Here is a 25,776-nt window from a genome sequence, read left to right on the forward strand (position 1 = left end):
TCCGAGTCACTGGGCGTGGAGCGGGCGCCTCGTACGCAGGGACAGCTGTCCGGCTCGCCTGCTCGGGAGGAGCGACAGGGCCGCGACGAGTAGACCCACGATGACGCTGTTCACGGTGGGGATCGACTTGTCGCTGTATCCGAGCAGGAACGGCGAGACGACGAGCCACAGGCCGAGCGCGGTGTCGACGAAGCGGAAAGCCGGAAGCGAATCGGCCACCAGCACGAAGAGGAAGAGGCAGAGGCCCACGGTGACCGTGTTGGCCCGGGCCTCCGGCGCGCCGAACTCGAGGAGCAACGGCGAGACGACGAGCCAGACGCACAGCAGCAAGCTCGACCAGCGAGCCCTCATGACAGCCTCCTTGCGGCGAGGGTCTTCCTCAGAAGGTGAGGTCCGCGTCGAGGCTCCCGCAAGACGGCTCAAAGGCGAGAGGCACGCGTGACCCTCAGTCGGCGGGGGAGCCTCTGGGCAGGGGTTTTCCGGGACGGTCAGGTGACGAGCCTTCTCGCGCTGACTTCATGGCTCCCACCTGCGAGACGGAATGCGGCGGGCGCGGGCAGAATGCGGACCGTGCGCATTGGCAAACGGCTCAAGAGAAAGACGGCCCACCAGCTGTCGCTGCTCGTATCACTCGCTGCTCTCCTGGGAGGGCCACGTGGGGCCTTGGCGACTCCACCCGGGCCTCGTCAGCCCACAAAAAGCGAGCGGGCTCGCTACCCCTGGCTCTCCACGGAGCACTCCATCCGTCCGCTCGCCGAGGCGATTCCTCCACCACCCGGCTACACGCGTGTGGCCGTCGAGGAAGGCTCCTTCGGAGCATGGCTGCGCGGCCTTCCGCTGCGTCCGGTCGGAGCTCCGGTGCGCGACTTCCGGGGCAACACCCTTCTGGCCGGAGAGGCCTCCGCGCTCGCGGCGGTGGCGGAGCTGGACGTGGGGGCGGCCGATCTCCAGCAGTGTGCGGACTCCATCATCCGCCTGCATGCGGAGTGGTTGTGGTCGCAGGGCCAGAAGGAGCGCATCTCCTACCGCTTCACCAGTGGGCACCCGGCCTCCTGGACGCGTTACGCCGCGGGCGAGCGCGCTCGAGTGTCCGGCTCCAAGGTGACGTGGGTGAAGGACGGAGCCGTGGATGGCTCGCGTGCCTCGTTCCGTGCGTACCTGGACCTGGTCTTCACCTACGCGGGGACACTGTCCCTGGCTGCCGAGGCGCAGCGGCCCAAGCGCGAGGACGTGCGGCCCGGTGACTTCTTCGTGCTGGGCGGCAGTCCGGGACATGCCGTGCTGGTGTTGGACGTGGCGCGCAACGCCTCAGGCGCGCGTGTGGCACTGCTCGGCCAGGGCTTCACCCCCGCGCAGGACTTCCACGTGCTCTCCCCGGGCAAGGACGGCCCCTGGTTCTCGCTGGAGACCCATGAGGTGGCTACGCCCTTCTGGAAGCCTTTCCCCTGGTCCTCGCTCCGCCGGTTGTGAGGCCTCGTAGGCCGTTGTCCGACTCCAGGGTGGGTCAATTCTCATGGAAAAGCATGAGGCAGGTGTAATTCGACCCCAGATGTGTATACTCGTACTCAAGATTTGCGCCGCCAGCGCACATGTTGGGAGCACGCTCATGACCATCTCGAACTTTTCCGCGCGTTTGATGTTCGTGATGAGCCTGCTGGTGGCGGGTCAGAGCCTGGCCTCCCCGAAGAAGGACAAGGACCCCGCCTTCGAGTGCCCGAAGCTGTCGAAGAAGCTCAGCGCCGAGGAGGTCTTCACAGGCCGGATGGAGGCGCTGCTCGACGGGGACCTGGATCTCGCCTTCTGTTACTACGCCGAGGACGCGGTGATCGTCCTGCCGGGCTCGGTGGTGCAGGGACGTGAGCAGGCGCGGATTGCCTTCATGAATTTTGGGTCTGTCTTTGGAGGGCTGATTCCCCATCCCTCCTCTGTCACCATCGCGGGGGATGTCGTGCTGGCCACCTTCTCGCTCGTGACTCCGCATGCTTCCGTACAGGACGGCGCGGATACGTTTGTGATTCGCGATGGGCGCATCCAGGCGCAGACAGTCCATGCCAGTATTGTCTTCCACGTGCCCTGAGACCCTGCGCCGTGCCACCCTTCGTGGGTGGACAGATTTTCTTCACCAGAGCGCGTATCAGTCAGGAGGCCAGGATTGGCAGCTCCCCTCGTTGTGCAGCAGGAAGAGAGGGCGGAGTCGGGGTCGGTGTCTGTGATTGCATTGAAGGATGTGAGCTCCGAGCGGCTCGTCCAGACGCTCGCGGAGCCGTCATCCGAGACACGAGCTGGCACCTTCGTGGAGGTGTTGTTGGGGCGCCTCGAGGCGCTCGGTGTACGAAGCGCGTTTGGGTTGGTAGGGGGAGCGATCGCGCCCCTGGCCCATGCGCTCGCGCTCAGCCGACTCGAGGCCTTCCACTTCCGACATGAGGGGGGCGCGGGCTTCGCTGCGGTGGAGGCCTCCCTCGCCTCGGGCCGGCCCACGGTGCTCTTCACCACCACGGGGCCTGGGTTGCTCAATGCCCTGACACCGGTGGCGGCTGGCCGTTGGGAGGGCGCGAAGCTCCTGATGTTGTCGGGGAGCACGTCCTCGGCGCAGCGCGGGCGCTGGGCCTGTCAGGAGACCAGTAGCCACACGCTGCCGCAGTCGGGTCTGTTCACCTCGGGCCCGCTCTTCCACTACGCCACCACCGTGGAGCACCCGGCGGAGCTGGACTCGGTGTGCGCTCGGCTCGCCTCGGGTTTTGCTCGCCCGGGAGGGTTCATCGCGCACGTGAGCCTGCCCCTCTCGGTGCAGACGGCGCAGGTGCCCGCGGCGTCCTCGTCGCCGCTCATCCGGCCCGTGGCTCCGGCCTGTTCGTCGGAGGAGCTCGCGGAGCTGGCGCGGATGTTGGCGGAGCGCGAGACGGTCCTCTGGGTGGGCTTTGGTGCCCGACACGCGGCGGCCGAGGTCCGTGCGCTCGCTGAGCGCCTGGGTGCGCCCGTGATGTCCTCTCCCCGGGGCAAGGGCATCTTCCCCGAGCGCCATCCCCTCTACCTGGGCAGCACCGGCCTGGGGGGCCACGCCACCGTGGACCGGTACTTCATCGCCCGCAGGCCTGAGCACGTGCTCGTCCTCGGCTCGCGCCTCTCTGAGCCGACCTCCTTCTGGAATCCGCTGTTCATCCCCACCCAAGGCTTCATCCACGTGGACGTGGATCCGGAGGTGCCTGGCAGTGCCTACCCCACCGCGCGCGTCCTGCCTGTGCAGGCGGAGGTGAAGGGCTTCCTCCAGCGGTTGTTGGAGCTGCTGCCAGCGCCGCGCCGCGCGCCCCGGGTTGTGGAAGGTCTGGCGGCGGAAAGCGCTCTGGCCCCGCGTCAGGAGGGACCGGTGCGCCCTCGCGTGCTGATGGAGCGGGTGCAGTCGTTGATCATCGATCGAAGCGACGCGGTGGTGATGACCGAGTCAGGCAATGCGTTCGCCTGGGGCAACCAGCACCTGCGCTTCGAGGAGCCCGGGCGCTACCGGGTGAGCACGGGCTTTGGCTCGATGGGCCACATGGCCTCGGGCGTGGTCGGCCTGGCGCTCGCGCGGGGCGGCAAGGCCGTGGCCATCGTGGGTGATGGCTCGATGCTGATGAACAACGAGCTCAGTACCGCGGCGCAATACAGCGCCCCGGCGGTGTGGATCATCATGAACGACGCACAGTACGGAATGGTGGAGCAGGGCATGCGTGCGCTGGGGTTCCAGCCGCTCGAGACGGCGATTCCCCGCGCGGACTTCGTGTCCATTGCTCGGGCATGCGGCGCGGATGGCGTGCGCGTGGAGCACGAGCCAGAGCTCGACTCGGCCCTGGAGGCCGCCCTGGCGGCACAGGGCCCGTTCGTGGTGGACGTGGCCATTGATCCCCATGAGACCGCGCCGTGGATGCGCCGCATCCAGAACCTCATCGTCCAGGGTGCCGAGTCCCAGAAGGGCGGTGAGCGATGAAGGCGGGAGTTGGCATCCGCGCGCTCGCGCTGGCGTACCCCGAGACGGTCCGTACCAACGACTACTTCCGCACGAACCATGCGCAGGTGTTGGCCGAGGCCCAGCAGAAGTCCCTGTCCCGCGTCTGGTCTCCGCACAAGACGACGGAGAGCGCACGCGACATCTTCAACGAGGAGATGGCGCCGTTCCTGGATGATCCCTTCCGGGGGACGGTGGAGCGCCGGGTGCTCGGGCCTGGTGAGTCTGTTTATTCGCTGGAGCTCCGGGCAGCGCGTGAGGCCCTCGCCGCCGCGGCCATGACGCCGGGGGATGTGGACCTGCTGCTGTGCACCTCGCTTCTTCCCCAGGCGGTCGGCATCGGAGACGCGGCCTTCCTCGCCAAGGACCTGGGCCTGCGGGGGACGGCGTGGAACTTCGAGAGCGCCTGCTCGGGCGCGTTGGTGGGCTTGCAGATGGCCTGCTCGCTCGTGCGCTCGGGCGAGTACCGCAACGCGCTGGTGGTGGTGGGCTGCAGCTACTCGCAGAACACGATGGAGACGGACTCGCTGGGCTGGACGTGCGGCGACGGCGCTGCCGCCTTCCTGGTGAGCTCCGTGCCCGAGGGCTCCGGCGTGCTCGGCTTCAAGTCGCTGCACACCGCGGAGACGTGCGGCTCCCTGTACTACGAGATGGTGGCCGAGGCGGACCAGGCGCCGCGCATGTTCCTGAAGGCGAACCCCCAGGCGGGCAAGTCTCTCAAGGTGGTGTCCGAGTCCAGCCTGCGTGCCTCCTGCGAGGGCGCCGCTCAGGCTGCGGGGGTGTCGCTCGAGCAGATCGACTTCTTCGTCTTCAACACGCCGCTGGCCTGGTACGCGTCTTTCTGCGCGAAGACGCTGGGTGTTTCCCTGGAGCGCACCATCAACACCTTCCCGCTCTACGCCAACGTGGGGCCGGTGTTGATGCCCACCAACCTGTACCACGCCGCCCAGGCGGGCCGGATCAAGCCCGGAGACCTGGTCCTGCTCTACACCATCGGCAGCGTGTCCAGCGCGGGAGCGGCGGTGCTCCGCTGGGGCGAGGTGGCCTTGGGTCCGAGCCCCGTGGCCGAGCCGCCCCCGGTGGGAGCGGGCCACTGGCGCCCAGGCGCTCGCTGAGAGCGGCGACGTCGGGGAGAGCGCGCCGCTACTTGATCGTGGCGCGCTTGGTCGGTGGGTGGACGAGACCGTAGTGGGTCCGGATGCGCACCGAGGGCAGTGGATGGCCTTCGTCCCGGAAGCGATCCGCGGCCCACGTCAGCGCCTGCTGGAGCGTGGCCACGCTGGTGTTCGGGCAGGGAGGCTTGTTGAGCGTGGAGATGACGGTCATGGCCAGGCGCGCCAGCGGCGAGGTGATGACGAAGCCCGTTCCGAGCATCCACTGGCGCAGCGCCGCGTCGTTCTTCTGCAGCCACTCCACCTGCAGCTGGCGGTGGCTCATCGGCGAGGACTTCATCTTCGTGGCGTCGTAGATGCAGACGTACTTCTCCTGCCGCTGCAGGTACTCGTCCATCCGCTGCAGGTGGTACGTGAATTCCTCGTCCGAGCTCTCGCCCTCGAACGACACGAGCAGAAGCGGCCACAGGGAATCATCAAAGGAAATCACGTCAGCACCGGTCCTTTCCGTAAGTGCGACGTTCAGTTTAACTGTTGATGCTTGGACAATCACTCCCCCTCGCGGTGAAGCGCGGGCAGCCAGACAGTTGTTTTTCGCGGGTGCCGGCTTTGTCAGTGATTCGAGCGGCTCAGAACATGTGGCCGAAGTTGAGATACAGGCGGCTGCGGCCCGACTCGGTTGACATGGCCCAGTCGAAGCGCACCACGGCGGCGCGTCGGCTCAGACGAAGGCCCGCTCCCACGCCCGGGTGCCACTTCCACCACGGGCCGTCCGACACCTGCGGGTGCCACACGCGGCCGAGATCCACGAAGGCCACACCGCCCGCGATGACCGGTGAGCCGAGCAGGTTGAAGTCGAAGGCGCGGAAGCGCAGCTCCGTGTTGCTGAACGCCTTGATGTTGCCCGCGAACCGGTTGCGCTCAATGCCTCGCACGCTGCTCATGCCGCCGATGCCCTCGGAGGTGCTCACGCCCCCTGTGTTCACCCACTCGAAGAAGGGCACCTCGCCGAACAGCACGTCGAGCGTCAGCCGCTGCGCGAGGATGAAGCGAGGGCCCAGCTGCCAGTAGCGCCGCTCGCTCAGCGTCACACCTGCGTACTGGTAGCGGCTGCCCGTGGCGCTCCCGGACACCCGGAGTGCCAGCTCCTCGACACCGCCGCGCACCGGATCCGACTCGTTGTCGCGCGTGTCCCAGAGCACGCCCGCCATGAGCTGTCCCGTGGGCCCACCCTCGAAGCCCACCGGCTTGAGCTCCGCCAGCTCCGAGGCCTCGAAGGGATCCACCCCCGTGTACCGCCACGAGTAGCCCACGTAGGACTGGAAGGGGTGGGTCTCTCCCCACGGCCGGCCGCGCAGACGCACCCACGCACCGGGTGAGTTCTTCGTGTAGTTGAAGCGCTCCTGGTTCTCGTCGCCGTTGAAGTCCTGCGCGGACACGTTGCCCGCACCATAGAAGGGGCTGCGCAGCTCACGCCGGTACTCCAAACGCAGCTCCAAGCGCATGGGCCCAATGAGCTGCGGCCCGTCGTAGCGCAGGTAGTGGTTCTGTTGGCCTCGGCTGGTGAACATCGCCTGGATGGCGATGCCGTGTCGGTACGGGGTATGGCCCGGTGCGTACAGATAGGCGCCGGCCACACCGCCATACGTGAAGCCCAGGTCCGAGTTGTAGCTCACCAGGGGCAGCACGATGCCGTCGAAGCCCTTCTCCTTCTTCGGTTGCTCCGCCGAGGCGGAGGCCGTGGGAGCGGCGCCCGTGGCGGGCAGGGCGCTCGGGGGCGCGGACGGAGCAGTGGCCAGCGTTGTCAACAGCAGCGCGGTCGTGAGCATCACCCAACAAGGTGGCACGTCGACAAGGGGGTGGACCACCGTCCTGTTGGAGGTTCATGCCCGATCGGCTGCTGTCCAACGGACCCGCGCGCATTGCACGGCTGCTGGGTTCACGAGTGCGCATCATGGCCGCGGGGGGAGGGGAGGCGAGATCGTGAGCGACGAAGTCATCCATCCGCAGTTGCAATCCTGGGCCCGTGAATATGTGAAGCGTGTGGGGGCAAAAGTCTGCCCTCTGTCGACTTCCCGTCGACGCAAGCTGTTGGTCGTCCATCTGGACGGGGTTCCCAAGTCTCATCTGGCGGAAGCCGTTCGCACCGGGCACATGCCCTTCTTTTCGAAGCTCATCCGTTCCGGCGCCTACGCCATGGACGATGCGTTCTGGGGGTCGCCTGCCTCCACGCCCTTCTTCCAGGCGGGCTTCCTCTATGGTCTGCGCCATCCCAATCTGCCGGCCTACAGCTGGTTTGATCGGGAGCTCGGTCGCAAGGTTCAGATGAACACGCCGACGGACACGCTCGCCGTGGAGTCGCGGCTGGGATGCCGCCCCGGCAAGAGCCTGCTGTCGGATGGCGGGCACACGTACTTCTCGCTCTTCCAAGCCGAGGCCGGCAACCGCCTGTGCATGAGCACGTTGGCCAGCTACAAGACGATGGCGCGCAGCTTCAAGTACGAGATGGAAGGCATCCTCGCGGCGCGCACGCAGACGCCGCTCTCGTACCTGCGCTCGCTCGGCCACGACGCGTGGAAGTCCTTCACCGAGGTGTACCGCTGGAGTCGTGCGCTCCGGGACTGGCGCCACGAGGGCGGCTTCCTCATCAGCCGCGTCTTCCTGCAGCGGCTCGGGTGGAGCTTCGCTCATACCAAGGCACTGGTGGACATGGTGCGCGGCGTGCCCGCCATCTACCTCGTCTACGGCAACTATGACGAGGTGGCCCACCGCCGCGGTCCAAACTCGGATCAGGCGCTCGCGGAGCTGCGGCGCGTGGATGCCTACCTTGCCGAGCTCCACGCCGTGGGCCAGGTGGTAGAGCCCGGCTACGACATCATCTTCCTCACCGACCACGGCCACGTGGACAGCCTTCCCCTCGAGCAGCGCGGGGGACAACGTCTGGAGGACGTCCTCCTCCGGGGCGAGCCGCTGCCGCTCTCCGAGGACGTGGCGCGCGGGCTGCTCGATGGTCGCCCGCATCCGGTGGACCCGGGGCCGCATGCCCCGGCAGAGCCGGTGGTGATCGAGTCCGGCAACTTCTCCCATGTCTATCTGACGCGGGAGCTGAAGCCGCTCGAGGCCGCGCAGCTCGTGGCGCGCCACCCGGAGGTGCTCGCGAGGGCCACGCGCCACCCGGACATCGCCATCGTGGCGATGCGGCGGGGTGACTCGGCGGTGGCCGTCATCGACGGGGGCGTGTACGGGCCGGAGGACATCGACAGCGCGCCGCTCTCGACGGAGTTCTCACGCCGCGCGGTGGCGGACTTCCTGCGCGAGCTGCCCTACATGCCCACCGCGGGAGACCTGGTGCTCTTCGGCCAGGCGGTGTCGCGGGGGGGCACGGTGGGCTTCGCTTGGGAGTTCGGCTCGCACGGCGGACTCACGCGCACGGAGACGTCCAGCGTCATCTGCTGGCCGCGCAGCCTCCCGGTGGACCTGTCCGCGCTGAGCCACTGCACGCAGCTCCACGAGCGGCTCTCCGAAGTGTACCGCGATGGCGCCCGGCCGCTCCTGTACACGGGGACGGAGACGAGGTGGGCGGAGGCGACATGAGGCAGCCAGCGGGCCGGACGTACCTCAAGGCACTGGCGGTGCTGGTGGGGGTGGTGTTGTCCGTACTCCTCATCTCCAGCGCCTTCTTCCGGTGGAACCTGGGCGGGGAGGGGCCCCTGCTCATTCCGCGCTTCTCATTGCGGAAGTTCGTCCACGACTTGCCGGGCCACCTGCCCTGGCTCATCCCGTTCATGCTGCTCTCCGCGTCCATCATCCCGGCGCGGGCGGCGCAGTGGGCGAGGACGCTGAGCAGGCCGGTGCCCTACCGCGAGCGCTACCACCTGGTGGCGATTGGCGCCTTCACCCACAACGCGCTGCCCGGGAAGCTGGGGGACTTCATTCGCTCCTTCCTGCTGGCACGCACCCAGCGGATTCCCTTCTTGCAGTCTCTGGGCTCGGTGGCGGTGTGCAAGCTGCTGGAGTTCGCCGCGCTGATGGGGCTGGTGGCCGTATCCTTCCTGGGGCCCTTCGGCGAGAAGATGGCCGACTTCGCCGGTCCCCTGCGGATCGCGGTGGGGCTGTGCGTGGGGTTGGTGGTGGCGGTGGTGCTGCTGGCCCACTACGCGCTGCCGCTCGCCCGGGCGCTGGAGCGCAAGAAGCGGCTGCCGCGGGTGCAGCACCTGCTGGGGCACGTGTCCGAGGGGTTGGGCACCGCGCGCAGCTTTCGAGGCATGGCCAAGGCGCTCGTCTTCTCCATTCCTCCGGTGCTGGCGCCCGCGCTGGCCTATGGGCTGGCCCTGAGGGGGCTCGGCGTGCGCGGAGGCCTCTTCGCCGGCACCGTGGTGCTGGGGGCCATCGCGCTTGGCCAGTCGCTCCCCGGCGTGCCTGCGGGCATGGGCATCTACTACTTCGTCACCAGTTGGGCGGCACGCAGCCTGGGGGCCGCACCCGAGGACGCGGCGGCCTTCTCCACGCTCACCCATCTGGGCACCGTGCTGAGCCAGGTGGGGGTGGGGGCGCTCTCCGTGCGCCTGCGAGGCATCCGCATCAGGGACCTGCGCAAGGGAGGCAGCCTGGCGCGCGAGGCCGCGAGCCACGTGGCCCACGAAGCGGTGGAGCCCGTCCACGTCCCGAGCTGAGCCCGAAGCGGACGGCGGGGTGCTGAAAAAGAAAAAGGCCCCGGCTTTTCAGCCGGGGCCTTTCTCAGTGCCCAGGAGAGGACTCGAACCTCCATGCCCTTGCAGGCGCTAGACCCTGAATCTAGTGTGTCTACCAATTCCACCACCTGGGCAGGCGGTGCGTCTCAGCGGCGCGTTGCAGCGGTGCGTCGCGTTGACGGGAGCGGTGTATAGATGCCTGACCCGTCCCCGTCAAGCAGTTGTTTCAACATCACTTCTTCAACGGCCATTTCCCCTCGGATTCGAGCCGGCGCCGGACGGCGGGGTTCTCATCCATGAAGGCCGTGAGGGACTCTTCGGTAATCTCCACGAAGACGTCCTCATTCCCGACCTCGGTCTGGCAGGACAGGCGGGAGTACGGGCGCACGTCGAACCCCATGTCCAGCCGGTCCATCTCCTGATCCGTCTGCTCGGAGAGCGACTCGAGGCCCTTGCGGACCCAGATGTGGCAGGTGGAGCAGGCGCAGACCCCGCCGCAGGAGTGCCCCACCTGGGCGCCCGCCTTCTCGGCGGCGTCCAGCAGGGTGGTCCCCGTCGACACCTCCACCGTGGTGTCGTCCAGGGGGCTCTTGAAGTGGACCTTGGGCACGTCAGAACTCCTCGACCGAATGGCCCGCGACGACCTTCGTCAGGGCCTGGTTCATCACCCGCTCGACGAACGGCTTGCACACCTCGTCGAGGGCGTGGATCGCTTCCTTGAGGGCGTGGGAGTCGTTCCCCTTCGCCACCTCGCGCACCTTCGCCATGGCCGCCTCGATGGTGCCGCGCTCGCCGTCGGCCAGCAGGGCCGCATTCTGCCCGAGCTGCCGCTCTGCCTCGGTGAGCACGCGCTCCGCCTCGACCCGCTGCTCGCGCAGCTGGCGCACCTGCACGTCGTCCTCCGCGTGATCGATGGAGTCGAGCAGCATCTGCTCAATCTCCTCGTCGGTGAGGCCGTGGCTGGGCTTCACGGTGATGGACTGGGTGGTGCCGGTGCTCTGCTCCTTCGCGGTGACGGCGAGGATGCCGTCCGCGTCCACCTGGAAGCGCACCTCCACCCGAGCCATACCCGCGGGCAGGGGAGGAATCCCACTCAGAGTGAAACGCGCCAGGCTGCGGCAGTCCTCCACCAGCTCGCGCTCGCCCTGGAGCACGTGGACGTCCAGGCCCGTCTGCCCGTCCTTGAAGGTGGTGAAGACCTGGGCCGCGGCGGTGGGGATGGTGGAGTTGCGCTGAATCAGCTTCTCCACCAGCCCGCCCATCGTCTCCAGGCCGAGCGACAGGGGGATGACGTCCAGCAGGAGCACCTCGTCCTGCCGGTCCGCGTTGGTGAGCAGGTCCGCCTGCACGGCCGCCCCAAGCGCCACCACCTGATCCGGGTCAATGTCGCTGAGCGGCTCGCGGCCGAACAGCTCGGCCACGAAGCGGCGCACCGCGGGCACCCGGGTGGCGCCGCCCACGAGGATGACGCCGTCCAGCTCAGAGGCCGTTACCCCCGCGTCCTTGAGGGCCCGGCGGCACACCACGCCCGTCTTCTGGATGAAGGGGCGGATCCACTCCTCGAAGTCCTCGCGCCGCAGCGTCTGCCGGTGCGAGCCCACCGTGAGCTCCACCTCGGGCGCGTCGGTGAGGGCCTCCTTGGCCTTGCGCGAGGCCGCCAGCACCTCGGCCACGAGCGAGGGGGTAGGGGAGGACTGGCCCATGGCCTCCAGCACCCGCTGGGCGATGGCCCGGTCGAAGTCGTCGCCGCCAAGCGCCGAGTCACCGCCGGTGGACTTCACCTCGAAGACGCCGTCCACCAGCTTGAGGATGGAGATGTCGAAGGTGCCGCCGCCCAGGTCGTACACCGCGTAGGTGCCCTGGCTGCCCTTGTCGAGCCCGTAGGCGAGCGCCGCCGCGGTGGGCTCGTTGAGCAGCCGCAGCACGTCGAGCCCCGCGAGCCGGCCCGCGTCCTTGGTGGCCTGGCGCTGGGCGTCGTCAAAGTAGGCGGGCACCGTGATGACGGCCTGCTCCACCCGGCCGGAGAAGTAGGACTCGGCGCGGCGCTTGAGGGCGCGGAGGATTTCACCGGACACCTCGATGGGCGTCACCGGCTGGCCGCCGGCCACATCGAAGCGCACCACCTTGCCGCCGCTGGCGAACTTGTAGGCGCCCAGCTTGCGCGTCTCCGCGTCCTCCGGGCTGCGGCCCATGAAGCGCTTCACGGAGATGATGGTGTCCGTGGGGTGCTCGGCCGCGAGCTGCTTCGCCCGCGAGCCCACCACCACGCCCCCGTCCTTTCCGTAGTGCACCACGGAGGGCAGGAGGTTCGCGCCTCCCTCATCCGCTTCCAGGCAGCGGGGCTTGCCCTGGATGACGCTCGCCACCAGCGAGTTCGTGGTCCCCAGGTCGATGCCCACCGCATGCCCCTTGGGCTTGAGCGGGTCGTGAATCTGCAGGTAGCCGTTCTTACTCACGCCAGAACCTCCTCCTCGAACGCGTCCACCTGCTCGAGGAAGCGCGTGAAGTACCGCACCCGTCCCAGCGCGTGCGATGCCTTTTTCACCGAGGACTCGACCGGCACCCCCTTTTCCAGGGTGCGCAGCGTGTCCACGGCCTCCTGAAGGGCAGACTTGCGCCGGCCCTCTACATCCGTGGCCATCTTCTTTGCCCGCTCGAGGTCCTTCGCCTCCATGGCCTCGTCGAGCGCCTCGCGCAGCTCCATCACCTCCTCGAGGAACTCGAGGGGCATGTCCTTCTGCGCTCCGGCGTCCTCCCGCTCCAGGTCCACCCCGTGCAGCTTCAGCAGGTAGAAGGCGCGCTTCGTGGGGTCCTTGAGCGTCTTGAAGGCCTCGTTGAGCGCCGTCGTCTGCTCCAGCGACAGCCGGCGCTCGCGCGCTTCCGCCTGGGCGAAGCGGTCCGGGTGCAGTTGCAGCGAGAGCTCTCGGTATTGCTTCTCCAGCGCCGGCACGTCCACGTCGTACGTCCGGGGCAGGCCGAAGACGTCGAAGTGGGTCGCCCCCGGCGCTCGGGCCGCGATCTTTCCGCAGGCCGCGCAGAACGGGCGCCCCGCCGTGTCCTTCTCACAGTTCCAGCACTTCACTTCGCGTCCCCCTTCCGGGGCAAAACGAAAGGGCTCGGCTTTTCGCGGCCGAGCCCCACTTGAAGACCCTCACCCCAACCCTCTCCCAGAGGGAGAGGGAGCTAGACGGAGAAGCTCTCTCCGCAGCCGCACGAGCCCTTCACGTTGGGGTTGTTCAGCTTGAACCCCGAGGCCATCAGCGTCGACTCGTACACGATCTCCGTGCCGAGCAGGTACAGGTAGCTCTTCGGGTCCACGAACACCCGCACCCCGTCCCGCTCGAAGATCTTGTCCTTCTCGCGCGGCTTCTCCGCCCACTCCATCACGTACGCCAACCCCGAGCACCCGCCGCCCCGCACCGCGATGCGCAGCCCCGCATCGGGCGTCTGCCGCTCATCCAGCAGCTTCCGGAGCTGTTGCACCGCACTGTCGTGCAGCGTGATGCCCCTCGCCGCCGGCTTCGCGGCCGGGGTGGCAGGCGCCGTCTGCGTCTGGCTCGTCTGGGTAGTCGCCTGCTCGTTCATCACGCGCCTCCTCCTTCGGCCCTGCTTACGCCTTGTTCTGCCGCGCCTCGCGCTTCTTCTTGAAGTCCTCGATGGCCGCCTTGATGGCGTCCTCGGCCAGCACCGAGCAGTGGATCTTCACCGGCGGCAGCGCCAGCTCGCGAGCCACGTCCTTGTTGGAGATGGTCATCGCCTCGTCCACCGTCTTGCCCTTCACCCACTCGGTCACCAGCGAGCTGGACGCGATGGCCGAGCCGCACCCGAAGGTCTTGAACTTGGCGTCCTCGATGATGCCCTCGTCGGTGATCTTCAGCTGCAGGCGCATCACGTCGCCGCACGCTGGCGCTCCCACCAGACCGGTCCCCACGTTGGGATCCTGCTTGTCGAGCGTGCCGACATTGCGGGGGTTCTCATAGTGGTCGATGACTTTGTCGCTGTAGGCCATGGTGCTCCCGTACTCTCTTATGAAGCCTTGTCACCGGGTCCGTTGCCCGGCAACCGTGCCGGGGCAGGGGGCCCGCTTGCCCTCCTACCAGGGGAGGGCACTGGACGGTGCTAGTGCGCCGTCCACTCGATGCTCTTCAGGTCGATGCCTTCCTTGGCCATCTCGTACAGAGGGCTCATCTCGCGCAGGCGGTTCACCTTGTCCACCATGAGCTTGATGACGAAGTCGACCTCTTCCTCGGTGTTGAAGCGGCCCAGGCCGAAGCGGATGGAGCTGTGCGCCAGCTCCTCTTCCACGCCGCACGCGCGCAGCACGTAGGACGGCTCCAGCGAGGCCGACGTGCACGCGGAGCCCGACGACACCGCCACGTCCTTGATGGCCATCATCAGCGCCTCGCCCTCCACGTAGGCGAACGAGATGTTCAGGTTGCCCGGCAGTCGGTGCTCCAGCGAGCCGTTCACCGTCACCATGTCCAGCTGCTCGGTGATGCCCTTGCGCAGCTTCTCGCGCAGCCGCAGCAGGCGCCCGGCCTCGTCGGCCATCTCCTGCTGGGCGATCTCCGCCGCCTTGCCGAAGCCCACGATGGACGCCACGTTCAGCGTGCCCGAGCGCATGCCTCGCTCATGGCCACCACCGTCGATGATGGGGGCGATGCGCACGCGCGGCTTGCGGCGCACGTAGAGCGCGCCCACGCCCTTGGGGCCGTACATCTTGTGCGCCGAGAGGGACGCCAGGTCGACGTTCATCTGCTCCACGTTGAACGGCACCTTGCCAATGCCCTGCACCGCGTCGCAGTGGAAGAGGATGCCCTTCTGGCGGCACAGCTTGCCGATCTCCGCGATGGGCTGCACGGTGCCGATCTCGTTGTTGGCGAGCATGATCGACACCAGGATGGTCTTGTCGGTCATGGCCGCCTCGAGCTTCTTCAGATCGATCCGGCCATCCTTCTCCACTTCCAGGTAGGTGACGCGCGCGCCACCCGTGGGCAGCTCGGCCCACTGGCGGTACACCGAGTCATTGTCCAGGTCGTGCTTGATGGACAGCTCGGCCAGGTTGTCGCGCGACACGGGCGCGCCGGTGAGCTGGCCCAGCCGCAGCAGCTTCAGCTCGTCCAGGCGCTCCTGGCGCATGCGCTCCAGGCGCTTGCAGGTGTCGAGCACCGCCTTGTGCTCGGTCTTCAGGGTGATGATGTGGTCGCCCTTGTCCTTGTAGAACTCGACCACGCCCTTGATGGCCAGGTTGTCGGACTCGGTGGCGCCCGAGGTGAAGACGATCTCCTTGTCGGACGCGCCGATGAGCGCCCCTACCTGCTTGCGTGCCAGCTCCACCGCCGCCTCGGCCTTCCAGCCGAACGCGTGATTGCGCGACGCGGCATTGCCGAAGTCCTCACGGAGGTACGGCATCATCGCCTCCAGCACCCGCGGATCCATCGGGGTGGTGGCGTGGTTGTCCATGTAGATGGGCAGCTTCAGCATTTCGGTAAACCTTCCGGACGACCGTCCGTCCCCTCGCCGCGGGTGCCGGTAACCCCGCGAGGCCTTAGGATGTCCTACACGGACGCACCTAATGTGGACTGGACCGGTCAATTATAAAATCGAGACCCCTCCGGTCAAGCTGACATAAGGAAAGGGCGCCCCAGGCTCTATTAACCGCGAATCGGACCGATTCAGTCCTCTATCACGGGTGGGCCGGAGCGGCGCGGTCCAATTCGGTGCACGTGCGCCAGGGTGGAGCACCCCTGGCGGCCAAGTGCGCGATTTCAGGGCAGGGGGGCGTTGGCCGGCTGGCTGCAATTCCGGGAGTCCGCGACTTTCGGAGGGTGCGCCAATGAGTACGAACGAGAAGCGGGCTGTGAAGCTGAACGCCGTGGGGGCGATGGAGTTGGCGTCCCCTCAGGGGGGCGGGGACGAGCCGCGTCGGTACCAGGGCGGGTGGCGCGCGGGCAAGCCGGAGGAGGATCCGGAGAAGATGAAGAAGTGGGGCCTCGTCACCGCGAGGCCAAGCGAGTTCCTCATCCACATGCGCCGGGGCCGCGTGCGCGAGGTAAGCGGACAGGGCGCCTCGTGCTTCAAGCTGCCGGGAGACGCGGTGGCGATCGTCCCCACGAGCGTGCAGCGGCTGCAGTTCACCGCGGACCAGGTGACGAGCGAGAAGGTGGGCGTCCAGGTGACGGGCCTGGCGGTGTACCGCATCGTGGATCCGCTGGTGGCCTTCCGGATGCTGAACTTCTCCTTCCCGGAGCGGGCACAGCAGAAGCTTCAGGAGCTGCTGCGGGAGATGTTCGTGGGCGCCGTGCGGCGGCTGGTGGCGAACCTCTCGGTGGAGGAGTGCCTCTCCAAGCGCAAGGAGGGCATCGCCACGGAGCTGATGCGGGAGATTGCCCCGGTGGTGTCGGGCAAGGGGCGGCTGGAGGACCGGAGCGAGACAGGGTGGGGCGTGGTCCTGGACACGATTGAGATCCAGGACGTGCGGGTGCTGTCGGAGACGGTGTTCGCGAACATGCAGGCGCGCTTCCGGCAGGAGCAGGAGCGGGTGGCGCGCGAGGCGGAGCTGGCCAAGGAGCGCTTCATCCGGCGGGAGGAGGCGGAGGCGGAGCGGCAGATCTCCCTGACGCGGCTGGCGACGGAGGAGGAGGTCCGGCACAAGCGGCAGGAGGCGGAGGAGCAGGCGAAGCTGGAGGCGCTGGCGGTCGAGTCGCGCGTGGAGGAGGCGCGGGTCGCGAAGGAGCGGAGCACCCGGCAGGCGCAGGTGGGGCTGGAGCGCGAGACGGCGCTGGCGAGGCTCAACGCCGAGCTGGAGGTGCGGGAGCAGAGGGCGCGGGCGGAGGAGACGCAGAAGCTGGCGCAGCTCGAGGCCGAGCGGAGGCTGGCGGAGGCGAAGCTGTCGCAGGAGCGGGCGCTGGCGGCGGCGAAGGCCCAGGCGGAGCTGGAGAAGCTGAAGTTGGAGCAGGAGGCGGAGGCGGCGCGTCTGGCGCACGAGCGGCGGATGGCGGCGGTGCGGGCGGAGGCGGAGCTGGAGAAGCTGCACCAGGAGCAGCAGGCGCAGGCGTCCCGGCACGCGGCGATGATGGAGGTGCTGCAGCAGGAGTCTGAGCGGGCGAGGGCGCAGGCGAAGGTGGCGGAGGCCCGGTGTGCCATCGCCGAGGCGGAGCTGGCCATGGCGGAGATGGAGGCGCGCAAGGCCCGCATCACGCAGGATCCGGAGCTGGCGCGGGTGCGCGCGATGCGGGAGATCGAGAACACGCTCTCACCGGAGTCGATCCAGCTGGTGCTGGCGCAGCAGTTGCCGCAGGTGGCCGCCGCGTTCCAGCAGAAGATGGGCGAGGTGCACGTGACGGCGGTGGATGGTGCCAACCCATTCGGCTACATCGCGGCGGCGGTGGAGGGCGTCATGGGCCTGGCGAAGTCGGCGGGCTTGCGGGTGCCCACCTCGCCGGTGTCTACCCCTCCAAATGGGTGAGGATCTCCGCGCCATCGCGTGTCACGTGGATGGTGTGCTCGAACTGCGCCGAGCGCCTGCCATCCGCGGTGACCACCGTCCAGTCGTCATCCCAGTCCTGGTGCTGGATGGAGCCCATCGTGAGCATGGGCTCGACGGTGAAGAACATGCCCTCCTCGATGATGTCCGTCGCGCGGGGATCGAAGTAGTGGCAGACCTGCGGCTCGAGGTGGAACACCTCGCCAATACCGTGTCCGCAGTAGGAGCGCACCACGCCGTAGCCGTAGCGGCTGGCGTGCGCCTCGATGGCTCGGCCAATGACGTTGATGGGCAGGCCCGGACGTATCGCCTCGATGCCCAACATCATGCACTCGCGGGTCACCCGGAGCAGCTGCTCGGAGACCGAGTCGATCTTCCCCACGGGGAAGGTCGCCGAGCAGTCGCCGTGCATCCCATCGAGGTAGATGGTGATGTCGAGGTTGACGATGTCTCCGTCCTCCAGGGGCCGGCTGTCCGGGATGCCGTGGAGGATGACCTCGTTGACCGAGGTGCAGAGTGATTTCGGGAACCCGTGGTAGTTCAGCGTGCTGGGGTAGCCACCGCGGCGGATGTACTCCTCGTGCGCGATGGCGTCGATCGCGTCCGTCGTGACGCCCGGCTGCAAGGCGGCACTCGTCACCTGCAGGACCTCGGCGGCGGCGCGGCAGGCTTTGCGCATCCGCTCCACCCGCGTCGCCGGATCTCCCTGCACCCCGGGGCCGGGGCGGCCTGTCTCCGCGTAGTCGGGCCGTGGAATGTGGGGAGGCACCGGACGGCGCGGGCTCACCACGCCTGGCTTCACACGCCGGGAGGCAGGCACGGGGGCGCGTGCCTGGCTGTCCTCGCCCCGGTGGCACTTCTTGTACTTGGTCCCGCTCCCGCACCAGCAGGGCTCGTTGGGACCAGGCAATTTCGCGGGGGGCAGGACGGGCGTGTTGGACGTGCTCATGAATGTGCTTTCTACACCAACACCTCAGGGGGCCCCCTGAAGTCCGCTTTAGTTTCCCGGAGTGGGCGCGTGCGCCGGGAGGATCCCCTCCTGCTTCAGCGCCTTCCAGAACGAGGCGGGGATGGGCTGACGCATCAGCTCCACGTTCTGGCGCACCCGCTGCCCGCTCTTGGCCCCAGGGATGACCGAGGCCACCACGGGATGGGCCGCGCAGAACTGCAGGGCCGCCGCCTTGATGTCCACGCCATGCTGCCGGCACACCGCGGCGATGCGGTCACGTGCGGCCACCTGCTCGGGAGGTGCCTCCGCGTACTCGAACGTGGAGCCTCCGGCGAGCAGGCCGGAGTTGTAGGGTCCACCCACGACGACCTTCACGCCGCGCGCGGCACAGGCGGGGAACAGTGTGTCCAGAGCCCCGAGGTCCAGCAGGCTGTAGCGCCCGGCGAGCAGGAACACGTCCGGGTCCGACTCCTCCAGGGCTCGCTGGCAGGCCTCCACCCGATTCACGCCCAGGCCCCAGGCGCGGATGAGGCCCTGGTCTCGCAGGCGGCTCAGCTCTCGCGCCGCTCCCTTCATGGCGGTGGAGAAGACCTCCGTCCAGCCCGCGCCGTGATGGTCCTCGGCCACGTCGTGGATGTAGGCGATGTCGATGCGCCCCACGCCGAGCCGCTGCAGGCTGTCCTCGATGGAGCGGCGCGTGCCGTCAGCGGAGTAGTCGTAGCGCACCTGGAAGGGCAGGACGCCGATGAAGGGGCCCAGCGTGTCGGGCGCCTTCGGATCGGGGATCAGCAATCGGCCGACCTTGGTGGAGAGGACGTACTCGTCGCGGTTGTAGCGGCGCAGCACGCGGCCGAAGCGGTGCTCGGACAGGCCGCACCCGTACATGGGCGCCGTGTCGAAGTACCGGATGCCGGATTCCCAGGCCGCGACCAGCGCGCCCTCGGCGGTCTCCTCGTCGACGCGGTTGAACATGTTGCCCAGGGGGGCGCCTCCGAAACCGAGTGGGCCGGGCGGAGCGAAGTGCTGAGGGGTTCCAGCCATGGGGTTCTCCTATTCAGGGTGACTTCTACTCCCTCTCCCTTTGGGAGAGGGTGGGGGTGAGGGTAACCGAGCCTGTTCTTCAACCGGTGGCCCTCGGTGTGGACAGGGGGTTCAATCCGAGTTCACCCGATACCCTCACCCCGTCCCTCTCCCAGGGGGAGAGGGGAAATGTTTAGGGCACTCCTTCGCGGATTTTCCTGAAGGGGATTAGCGCATCGCTGCGAGCAGTCTGCCTCCGAGCGTCACAACCAGCGCGTCCTCCACCAGTCCCGCCACCACGTTGGGCAGGCCCAGCCGGCGCGTCGCTAGTTGCCGCAGCTTGTAGAAGGCGAAGCTCGAGGCCACAGCCGCCGCGGCGCCAAGCAGGGCCCGGCTGGCGGACGGTCGTTGGTGTGGCGCGGCCACGGCGGCGCCGGCCAACGCACCGGAGAGGGCTCGTGCCACCAGTGCTGGCGGCGAGATGCGCGGAGGGGTCCACGGCAGCTTGTCACCGACCAGCTCACCCGCGGCCAGCAGGGCCAGCACACGCGAGGTCCGCCGCGACGCGAGCGCGTGTGCTCGTCCCTCGGGCGCCTCGACGGGCTCCCGTGAGAGCTGGTGGCTGAGGAGGGCAGGGGCGCTGAAGCTCCGCATTCCGGCCAGGACTCCGAAGCCCACGGTTATCAGCAGTTTGTCTCGCCTCACGCGCTCCACCTCCCGCTCGGTGCCGCTGAGGCGGCGGCCCAAGGCCTTCTGCGAGTAGAACTGCACTGGCTTCAACCCCACCTCCACGTGCGACAGCTCCTCGGCCTCGGGATGCCGCTCCAGGTGGCCGGTGCGCATCAGCTCCCGTAGCCGTGCGTGGGCCAGGTGGTGCCAGGCACGTTGGTAGCGTCGCCCCATCAACTCGAAGCCCACGTAGCTCCACCAGTTGGGGAAGTGTCCCTCGCGCCAGGCGGCCTTGATGTGGAAGCGCAGCTCTCCGCTGCCGTGGTCCTTGCTGAGGAGGAACCACTCCCGCCCGGCCTCGATGTGCCCCCACAGGGTGTCGAGCCGAAAGCCGAACACGGTCCGCTCCCCCGTGCCCTCGTTACGGACAGCGCCGATGCGCACCGGACAGAGGTAGTGCGGGCCCACACTCTTCAGCTCGAGCAGCACCGAACGTCCCTGCAGCGGCGTGGAGGTGTCGAAGTGGGCATGCACGATGCGGGGGTCGGAGAAGCCGTAGTGGATGACGGCGTGCTTCAGCCTGTCGAACGCGTCATCTCCGGACGGTGGGCCTGGGCGATCGCGGGCGATGACCGCCTGCGACTCCACCTGGCTCCAGCCCTTGTCGAGCGTCATCTCCTCCTCGGCCTCTTCGAAGTTGAGGGGGAGGGTGGCCGTCCGCTCGAGCAGTGCCGACACCTCGTCCTTCGACCAACCCCGCAGCCAGCGCCACTCCACGTCCTTCATGGCTCATCTCCCCGCGCGAGGAAGGTAGGGCCCCGGACGTCGTCCGCGCGCTCGTGCTCCTCCTTCATCGCGGTGGTCTCCGCGTGAATGAAGCCGATGACACCCTCGCCCACGGTGAGCGCCACGGTGTTCACGAAGTCGGTCCAGGTATTGGTCTGCATGGCCTCGCCGCCCGTGCGGAACCCCAGGTACATCACTCGCGAGCCCGAGCGCGCCCGGCTGCGGATGTGGAAGATGACGTCGCCCCGCTCATTGCGGTAGGCCCCAAAGGTGATGCGTCCCGCCTCGGGGTGTCCGGGCAAGGTGGCCAGGGTGATGCTCTGGCGATCCTTGTGGATGACGCGCACGTGGAACGTTCCTGCCCCGCGGATGCGCACCCGCAGCTCGTCACCTCTCTCGAGCGGCCGGCCTCGCTCGTCCTCGGGCGTGAAGACGACCAGCTCCTCTGGGGCGAACTCCGCGAAGCGAGCGGACACCAGCTCCATCAACTCCGAGGGCGAGCAGCGACAGCGGTCGATGAGGGCCCAGTAATCTCGCTGCAGCAGGGGCCCGGCACCGTCCACAGCGGACAGCACCCCATCCAGCAACCCATCGCCTGCTTCCATGCCTGCTCCCGCCATCTCGCCTCCTCTCCCTGGAGTCCTCAATATGTGTTGGGCGCAATGGTGGGCGCACGGGGAGGGCGTCATGCAGCAGGACATCAATCCAGCGAGCGAGAAGTCGTTACGGGACTACCAGGCCGCGACGGTGATGCGCGCCGAGCACATCGAGGGCTCGTTCACCCGGCTGCTGGAGCAGCAAACGGCCAAAATCCCCTCGGATGTCTTCCTCTTCGCCAGTCTGTGCGCGATGGCCTTTTCCCTGGGCGCGGAGTTGGCTCAACGAGACCGGGCCAGCCGCTTCGTGGGCATGTGGGTAGGGCCGCTGCTCATCATGGGCGTCTACAACAAGATGGTGAAGACGTTCGGGGCGCGGTGAGCGCCGTTGGCGGGCCTCGGCGTTAGCCGACGCGCTGCTCCTCATGCAGGCCGTAGTGCTGCCGGATGCGCTGGGCGGCAGGGTAGAGTCCCGCGTCGTCCAGGCACTTCGTCGTCCACTTCACCGCCTCCGGCAAGGCGCTGGCCGTGAGGTACGGGAAGGGTGGGGACTTGAGATAGAGGATGAGGCTCGCCGCCAGTTGCATCATGGGCGACGTGATGACGGTGGCGCAGCCCAGGAAGTTCGTGCGCAGCAGCGCGTCGTGCTCCTTGACGAACTCCGCGAGCCGCTGACGATGCTCGGACGTCATCACGCTCATCTGCTGCGTGTCGATGATGCCCACGAACTTCTCTTCCCGCTTCAGGTAATCGAGCATCTGGGCGAGGTAGGTCTCCTCCTGCTGAAGGGAGGGGTGTCCGACAAACCTCACCACCAGCAGTGGCCACTGCGAGCCGTCGATGGTGATGGAGCCCGAGATGCTCATGCCGCGACTCGCAAGGGGTACCCACAGTTCGTCAGCATTGACCCTGAGCGCAGTGTACTCCCTCGCGAGGAGGTTTCGCTTGGAGGGGCCCCCCCCAGCGCAGTTTTGAGAGAACCTGTGTCGCGAGGCGAACGGATGGGTTACCGCCGCGTCAAACTTGCTGCGGCTTCCGAAGCATTGAAAGCATCGGGGCGAACTTCATCAGGGGCACACATGCGTTACTTCGAGGACTTTCAGGTGGGACAGGTGCATGAGCTCGGCTCGTATGTGGTGACGCGCGAGGAGATCCTCGCGTTCGCCCGGCAGTACGACCCACAGCCCTTCCACATGGATGAGGAAGCGGGTCGTCAATCCATCTACGGGAGCATCATCGCCAGTGGTTGGCAGACCGCCGCCATCTGCCACCGGCTGCTTGTTGGCAGCGTGTTGGAGGGGTCCGCGAGCATGGGCTCGCCGGGTTTGGACGAGCTGCGCTGGCTGCGCCCGGTGCGGCCCGGGGACACGCTCTCCGCTCGCATCGAGGTGCTCGAGTCCACGCCCTCGCGCAGCAAGCCGGATCGCGGCACCGTGAAGACGCGCATGGAGGTCCGCAACCAGCAGGGGGAGGTGGTGATGACCGAGAGCGCGAGCGTGCTGTTCCGCCGCCGCCCCACGACGACGTGAGCTAGGGTTCCGGGTGTGAAGACGACCTCGTACCGGAAGCTGGGGCTGCTCAGCGCGCTGTACTTCGTGCAGGGACTGCCCTTCGGCTTCCAGACCACCGCGCTGCCCGTGTACCTGCGCACGCAGGGCGTGTCGTTGATGGTCATCAGCAGCATCGGGCTGCTGGCGGCTCCGTGGATGGGCAAGGCGCTGTGGGCGCCGCTGGTGGATCGCTACGGCTCGGAGCGCATCGGCCGGCGCAAGTCGTGGATATTGCCCATGCAGGCGGGGATGGCGGCGGCCTGCGCGGCGGCGGCCTTCGTGCCGGTGCAGGGCGCGTTGCCCGTGTTGCTGGGCCTCGTTTTTGTGATGAACCTCTTCGCGGCCACGCAGGACATCGCGGTGGACGGCCTCGCGGTGGATCTGCTGGAGCCGCGCGAGCTGGGCTGGGGCAACTCGGCCCAGGTGGTGGGCTACAAGGTGGGGATGCTCACGGGAGGCGGGTTGCTCGTGTGGATGAGCGACGCCATCGGTTGGCGCGGCCTCTTCCTGACGATGGCGGGGTTGTCGCTGTTGGTGCTCGGGGTGGCGGCGCTGGCTCGCGAGCCCCGGCACGTGGCGGAAGGCCCGGGTGGTGAAGGTGAGCGGCTCTCCTGGGGCGAGGTGCGGGAGCGGTTGCTTGCCCTGTCGCACCTGCCCGGCACGGGCTGGATGCTGCTCTTCATCGGCACCTACAAGCTGGGCGAGACGATGGTGGACGTGCTCTTCAAGCCCTTCCTCGTCGACATGGGCTTCACGGCCTCGCAGATCGGCCAGTGGGTGGGGACGTGGGGGACCCTGGCGTCGCTGCTCGGCTCCGCCGCGGGCGGGCTGCTCGCCAGCCGGATGCCGTTGCTGGGGGCGTTGGCCCTCGCCTCATGCTTGCGGGTAGTCCCGCTCGGAGGCGAGTGGTGGCTGGCGCTCCACGGGCCCACGGCATCGGGTGTCATCGCCGTCACCGTGGCGGAGCACTTCTTCGGAGGGGTGCTCACCACGGCCCTGTTCGCGTTCATGATGTCGCGGGTGGACCGGCGTATCGGGGCCACGCACTACACCTTGCTAGCGAGCGTGGAGGTGCTGGGTAAATCGCCTGGAGGGCCTCTGGCCGGCTTGCTTGTCACCAGAGCGGGCTGGAGCTACGCGGACGTGTTCCTGTTCGGCACGGTGCTCTCCGTGGCCTTTGTGCTGCTCCTGTGGCCCCTGCGCCGGACAGAGCCCTCGCCCCGGACCGTTTCACCTCCGGTGTAGGAAGAGGGAGTCGGGAGTGGCTGTTCGTTCGCCGGTAGAATGGGCGGAAGGGGGCTGGCACGACGGGCCGGATTCCGTTACCTGCTCGCCTCGATGGGGCCCGGTAGGGCAAAGAGGAGCCACATGGAAGCGAAGAAGAAGGTCGGAGTCATCGCGGCGGTATTCGGACTGGCCGTGGCGGTCATTCCCTTTCTCCTCCCAACGGGCCCGAGCGCGGGCCTGGATGCGGCGCGATTCCTCGAGGCTGGCAGCTTCGCGCTCGGCGCGGCCGTGGTGTTCGCCGGCGGCCTGCTCACCGCGATGACGCCGTGCGTCTACCCGCTCATCCCCATCACCGTGTCCGTCTTCGGGGCGCGCAAGGCCGAGGGCCGAGGTAAGGCGCTCGTGCTGACCAGCGCGTACATCATCGGCATGGGGGTGGTGTTCAGCGCGCTGGGCGTGCTGGCGGCGAAGACAGGGCAGGCCTTCGGCTCGATGCTCGGGAGTCCCGTGGTGGTGACGGGGCTGGCGGTGTTCCTCCTGGCGCTGGCTACGTCCATGTTCGGTGCCTTCGAGCTGGCGCTGCCCCAGGGGCTACAGCAGCGGCTCAATTCCGTGGGGGGCTCGGGCATCACGGGGGCCTTCCTCATGGGCAGCGTGTCCGGCTTCCTCGCGGCCCCGTGCACCGGTCCGGTCCTCACGGGCCTGCTGGCCTTCGTGGCGAAGTCGCAGAGCACCGTGCTCGGCGCTGCGCTGCTCTTCATCTACGCGCTCGGCATTGGCGTGCCCTTCTTCCTCATCGGCGTCTTCACCGTGCGGCTGCCCCGGGGCGGCGTGTGGATGGAGTGGGTGAAGAGCGTGCTGGGCATTGTGCTGGTGGCGCTCGCCATCTCGTACCTGAAGGATGGTTTCCCAGCGGTGGGCGGGGTGGTGAAGGGCCTGGCCGATCAGCTCGGTCGCGCACCCGGCGCGGCCATCGCCGCGGTGCTGGCCATGCTGGGGGTGCTGCTGGGTGCCATCCACCTGTCCTTCAAGGAGGGGGCGCGTGACTTCACGCTCAAGGGCTTCGGCGTGGCGCTGGTGGTGGTGGCGCTGGTGGTGCGCGGTGGCGCCATGGACACGAAGAGCGTGGGCTCCCTGTGGGTGTCGCTCGGCCTGATGGAGCAGCCGAAGGCGCCCTCCTTCGAGTGGCACGCGGTGCTGCCGGCCAAGGGCAGTGGTTTCTCGTCCGAGTCCTTCGAGCAGGTGCTGGCGCGCGCGAAGAGCGAGGGCCGGCCGGTGATGATCGACTTCTTCGCGGAGTGGTGCGCGGCCTGCAAGGAGCTGGACCGTGAGACGTACCCGGCGCTCGAGGTCATCGAGGAGTCGGGCCGCTTCGTCAACGTGAAGGTCGATGCCACGAACGGAGATGACGCCCTGGATGCGCTGATGGAGCGCTTTGGGGTGGAGGGCCTGCCCACGGTGGCGTTCATCTCCTCCAACGGGGAGCTGCTCCCGGCGCCTCGGGTGACGGGCTTCCTCGAGCCGCGCTCCTTCGTCGTGGAGATGAAGAAGGTCAACTAGGTTGCGCATGCTCCCTCTCCCCCTGGGAGAGGGCGGGGGGTGAGGGTAGCCGAGCCCGTTCTTCCAACCCGTGGCCCTCAGTGTGGACGCGGGGGTTCAACCCGGGGCCCTGGTACCCTCACCCTGTCCCTCTCCCGAAGGGAGAGGG

The 25,776-nt window shown here is 68.0% G+C and carries 25 protein-coding genes and 1 tRNA gene; 11 read left to right on the top strand and 15 right to left on the bottom strand.

Annotated elements, in window-relative coordinates:
* Positions 1 to 6: 6 nt before the first annotated feature.
* Entirely contained in the window at positions 7 to 351 is a 345-nt protein-coding gene (locus F0U60_RS19730; RefSeq protein WP_395822251.1) for an SPW repeat protein, read from the bottom strand.
* A 312-nt stretch (positions 352 to 663) separates the two neighbouring features.
* On the opposite strand from F0U60_RS19730, the gene F0U60_RS19735 reads away from it, so the two are divergent.
* From F0U60_RS19735 to F0U60_RS19750, 4 genes are all read left to right on the top strand, one after another.
* A complete protein-coding gene (locus F0U60_RS19735; RefSeq protein ID WP_395822253.1) occupies positions 664 to 1,470 on the top strand; it encodes a DUF4846 domain-containing protein in 807 nt (268 codons plus the stop codon).
* A 136-nt stretch (positions 1,471 to 1,606) separates the two neighbouring features.
* Positions 1,607 to 2,077: a nuclear transport factor 2 family protein gene (locus F0U60_RS19740; protein ID WP_395822255.1), complete on the top strand. Its 471-nt coding sequence runs from the start codon at positions 1,607 to 1,609 to the stop codon at positions 2,075 to 2,077.
* Positions 2,078 to 2,203: 126 nt separating this feature from the next.
* Positions 2,204 to 3,964: a thiamine pyrophosphate-dependent enzyme gene (locus F0U60_RS19745; RefSeq protein ID WP_395822257.1), complete on the top strand. Its 1,761-nt coding sequence runs from the start codon at positions 2,204 to 2,206 to the stop codon at positions 3,962 to 3,964.
* Positions 3,961 to 5,097 (top strand): 3-oxoacyl-ACP synthase III family protein, encoded by a 1,137-nt coding sequence (locus tag F0U60_RS19750; protein ID WP_395822259.1) that lies wholly within the window; start codon positions 3,961 to 3,963, stop codon positions 5,095 to 5,097. The genes F0U60_RS19745 and F0U60_RS19750 overlap by 4 nt, the downstream gene beginning before the upstream one ends.
* Before the next feature lie 28 nt (positions 5,098 to 5,125).
* Here F0U60_RS19750 and F0U60_RS19755 read toward each other — a convergent pair whose 3' ends face one another.
* Both F0U60_RS19755 and F0U60_RS19760 read right to left on the bottom strand, forming a co-directional pair.
* Positions 5,126 to 5,584 (bottom strand): hypothetical protein, encoded by a 459-nt coding sequence (locus F0U60_RS19755; RefSeq protein ID WP_395822261.1) that lies wholly within the window; start codon positions 5,582 to 5,584, stop codon positions 5,126 to 5,128.
* Positions 5,585 to 5,723: 139 nt separating this feature from the next.
* Positions 5,724 to 6,923, bottom strand: coding sequence for a BamA/TamA family outer membrane protein (locus F0U60_RS19760; protein ID WP_395822263.1), 1,200 nt, complete (start codon positions 6,921 to 6,923; stop codon positions 5,724 to 5,726).
* A gap of 154 nt (positions 6,924 to 7,077) precedes the next feature.
* Between F0U60_RS19760 and F0U60_RS19765 the strand changes: the two genes are divergently transcribed.
* The gene (locus F0U60_RS19765) at positions 7,078 to 8,688 is read left to right on the top strand and encodes an alkaline phosphatase family protein (protein ID WP_395822265.1); all 1,611 of its coding nucleotides are present in this window, start codon (positions 7,078 to 7,080) and stop codon (positions 8,686 to 8,688) included.
* Positions 8,685 to 9,767: a lysylphosphatidylglycerol synthase transmembrane domain-containing protein gene (locus F0U60_RS19770; RefSeq protein ID WP_395822267.1), complete on the top strand. Its 1,083-nt coding sequence runs from the start codon at positions 8,685 to 8,687 to the stop codon at positions 9,765 to 9,767. Before F0U60_RS19765 ends, F0U60_RS19770 begins: the two co-directional genes overlap by 4 nt.
* Positions 9,768 to 9,835: 68 nt before the next feature.
* Here F0U60_RS19770 and F0U60_RS19775 read toward each other — a convergent pair.
* The 7 genes from F0U60_RS19775 to F0U60_RS19805 all read right to left on the bottom strand — a co-directional run bounded on the left by F0U60_RS19775 (position 9,836) and on the right by F0U60_RS19805 (position 15,266).
* Positions 9,836 to 9,919, bottom strand: a tRNA-Leu gene (locus tag F0U60_RS19775).
* A 98-nt stretch (positions 9,920 to 10,017) separates the two neighbouring features.
* Complete coding sequence (locus tag F0U60_RS19780) at positions 10,018 to 10,395, bottom strand: 2Fe-2S iron-sulfur cluster-binding protein (RefSeq protein WP_395822269.1); 378 nt, start codon at positions 10,393 to 10,395, stop codon at positions 10,018 to 10,020.
* Position 10,396: 1 nt separating this feature from the next.
* Positions 10,397 to 12,241: a Fe-S protein assembly chaperone HscA gene (gene hscA, locus F0U60_RS19785; protein WP_395822271.1), complete on the bottom strand. Its 1,845-nt coding sequence runs from the start codon at positions 12,239 to 12,241 to the stop codon at positions 10,397 to 10,399.
* Positions 12,238 to 12,804 carry a Fe-S protein assembly co-chaperone HscB gene (gene hscB / locus F0U60_RS19790; RefSeq protein ID WP_395825318.1) on the bottom strand — a complete coding sequence of 189 codons (567 nt, stop codon included), beginning with the start codon at positions 12,802 to 12,804 and terminating at the stop codon, positions 12,238 to 12,240. Before hscB ends, hscA begins: the two co-directional genes overlap by 4 nt.
* A gap of 164 nt (positions 12,805 to 12,968) precedes the next feature.
* Positions 12,969 to 13,370: a HesB/IscA family protein gene (locus F0U60_RS19795; RefSeq protein ID WP_395822273.1), complete on the bottom strand. Its 402-nt coding sequence runs from the start codon at positions 13,368 to 13,370 to the stop codon at positions 12,969 to 12,971.
* Between the two features lie 25 nt (positions 13,371 to 13,395).
* The gene (iscU, locus tag F0U60_RS19800) at positions 13,396 to 13,794 is read right to left on the bottom strand and encodes a Fe-S cluster assembly scaffold IscU (RefSeq protein ID WP_203403490.1); all 399 of its coding nucleotides are present in this window, start codon (positions 13,792 to 13,794) and stop codon (positions 13,396 to 13,398) included.
* Between the two features lie 110 nt (positions 13,795 to 13,904).
* Positions 13,905 to 15,266, bottom strand: coding sequence for an IscS subfamily cysteine desulfurase (locus F0U60_RS19805; protein WP_395825321.1), 1,362 nt, complete (start codon positions 15,264 to 15,266; stop codon positions 13,905 to 13,907).
* Between the two features lie 355 nt (positions 15,267 to 15,621).
* On the opposite strand from F0U60_RS19805, the gene F0U60_RS19810 reads away from it, so the two are divergent.
* Positions 15,622 to 17,253 carry an SPFH domain-containing protein gene (locus F0U60_RS19810; RefSeq protein ID WP_395822276.1) on the top strand — a complete coding sequence of 544 codons (1,632 nt, stop codon included), beginning with the start codon at positions 15,622 to 15,624 and terminating at the stop codon, positions 17,251 to 17,253.
* On the opposite strand, the gene map is transcribed toward F0U60_RS19810, so the two are convergent.
* From map to F0U60_RS19830, 4 genes are all read right to left on the bottom strand, one after another.
* On the bottom strand, positions 17,234 to 18,220 hold the full coding sequence (gene map / locus F0U60_RS19815) for a type I methionyl aminopeptidase (protein WP_395822278.1): 987 nt from the start codon (positions 18,218 to 18,220) through the stop codon (positions 17,234 to 17,236). The genes F0U60_RS19810 and map overlap by 20 nt on opposite strands.
* 48 nt (positions 18,221 to 18,268) lie before the next feature.
* A complete protein-coding gene (locus F0U60_RS19820) occupies positions 18,269 to 19,261 on the bottom strand; it encodes an aldo/keto reductase (RefSeq protein ID WP_395822280.1) in 993 nt (330 codons plus the stop codon).
* 207 nt (positions 19,262 to 19,468) lie between these two features.
* Positions 19,469 to 20,695 (bottom strand): DUF1990 family protein, encoded by a 1,227-nt coding sequence (locus tag F0U60_RS19825; RefSeq protein ID WP_395822282.1) that lies wholly within the window; start codon positions 20,693 to 20,695, stop codon positions 19,469 to 19,471.
* Positions 20,692 to 21,300: a DUF1990 family protein gene (locus F0U60_RS19830; protein WP_395822284.1), complete on the bottom strand. Its 609-nt coding sequence runs from the start codon at positions 21,298 to 21,300 to the stop codon at positions 20,692 to 20,694. The genes F0U60_RS19825 and F0U60_RS19830 overlap by 4 nt, the downstream gene beginning before the upstream one ends.
* An 82-nt stretch (positions 21,301 to 21,382) precedes the next feature.
* Here F0U60_RS19830 and F0U60_RS19835 point away from each other — a divergent pair, with 82 nt between their 5' ends.
* Positions 21,383 to 21,673, top strand: coding sequence for a hypothetical protein (locus tag F0U60_RS19835; RefSeq protein ID WP_395822286.1), 291 nt, complete (start codon positions 21,383 to 21,385; stop codon positions 21,671 to 21,673).
* Positions 21,674 to 21,695: 22 nt separating this feature from the next.
* On the opposite strand, the gene F0U60_RS19840 is transcribed toward F0U60_RS19835, so the two are convergent.
* A complete protein-coding gene (locus tag F0U60_RS19840; protein ID WP_395822288.1) occupies positions 21,696 to 22,157 on the bottom strand; it encodes a hypothetical protein in 462 nt (153 codons plus the stop codon).
* Positions 22,158 to 22,370: 213 nt separating this feature from the next.
* Between F0U60_RS19840 and F0U60_RS19845 the strand changes: the two genes are divergently transcribed.
* The 3 genes from F0U60_RS19845 to F0U60_RS19855 all read left to right on the top strand — a co-directional run bounded on the left by F0U60_RS19845 (position 22,371) and on the right by F0U60_RS19855 (position 25,628).
* Positions 22,371 to 22,820 carry a MaoC family dehydratase gene (locus F0U60_RS19845; protein ID WP_395822290.1) on the top strand — a complete coding sequence of 150 codons (450 nt, stop codon included), beginning with the start codon at positions 22,371 to 22,373 and terminating at the stop codon, positions 22,818 to 22,820.
* A 15-nt stretch (positions 22,821 to 22,835) separates the two neighbouring features.
* Complete coding sequence (locus tag F0U60_RS19850) at positions 22,836 to 24,086, top strand: MFS transporter (RefSeq protein ID WP_395822292.1); 1,251 nt, start codon at positions 22,836 to 22,838, stop codon at positions 24,084 to 24,086.
* A 123-nt stretch (positions 24,087 to 24,209) separates the two neighbouring features.
* Entirely contained in the window at positions 24,210 to 25,628 is a 1,419-nt protein-coding gene (locus tag F0U60_RS19855; protein WP_395822294.1) for a protein-disulfide reductase DsbD family protein, read from the top strand.
* Positions 25,629 to 25,776: the final 148 nt, after the last annotated feature.

The organism is Archangium minus, assembly GCF_044360475.1.
GTDB classification, from domain to species: domain Bacteria; phylum Myxococcota; class Myxococcia; order Myxococcales; family Myxococcaceae; genus Archangium; species Archangium minus.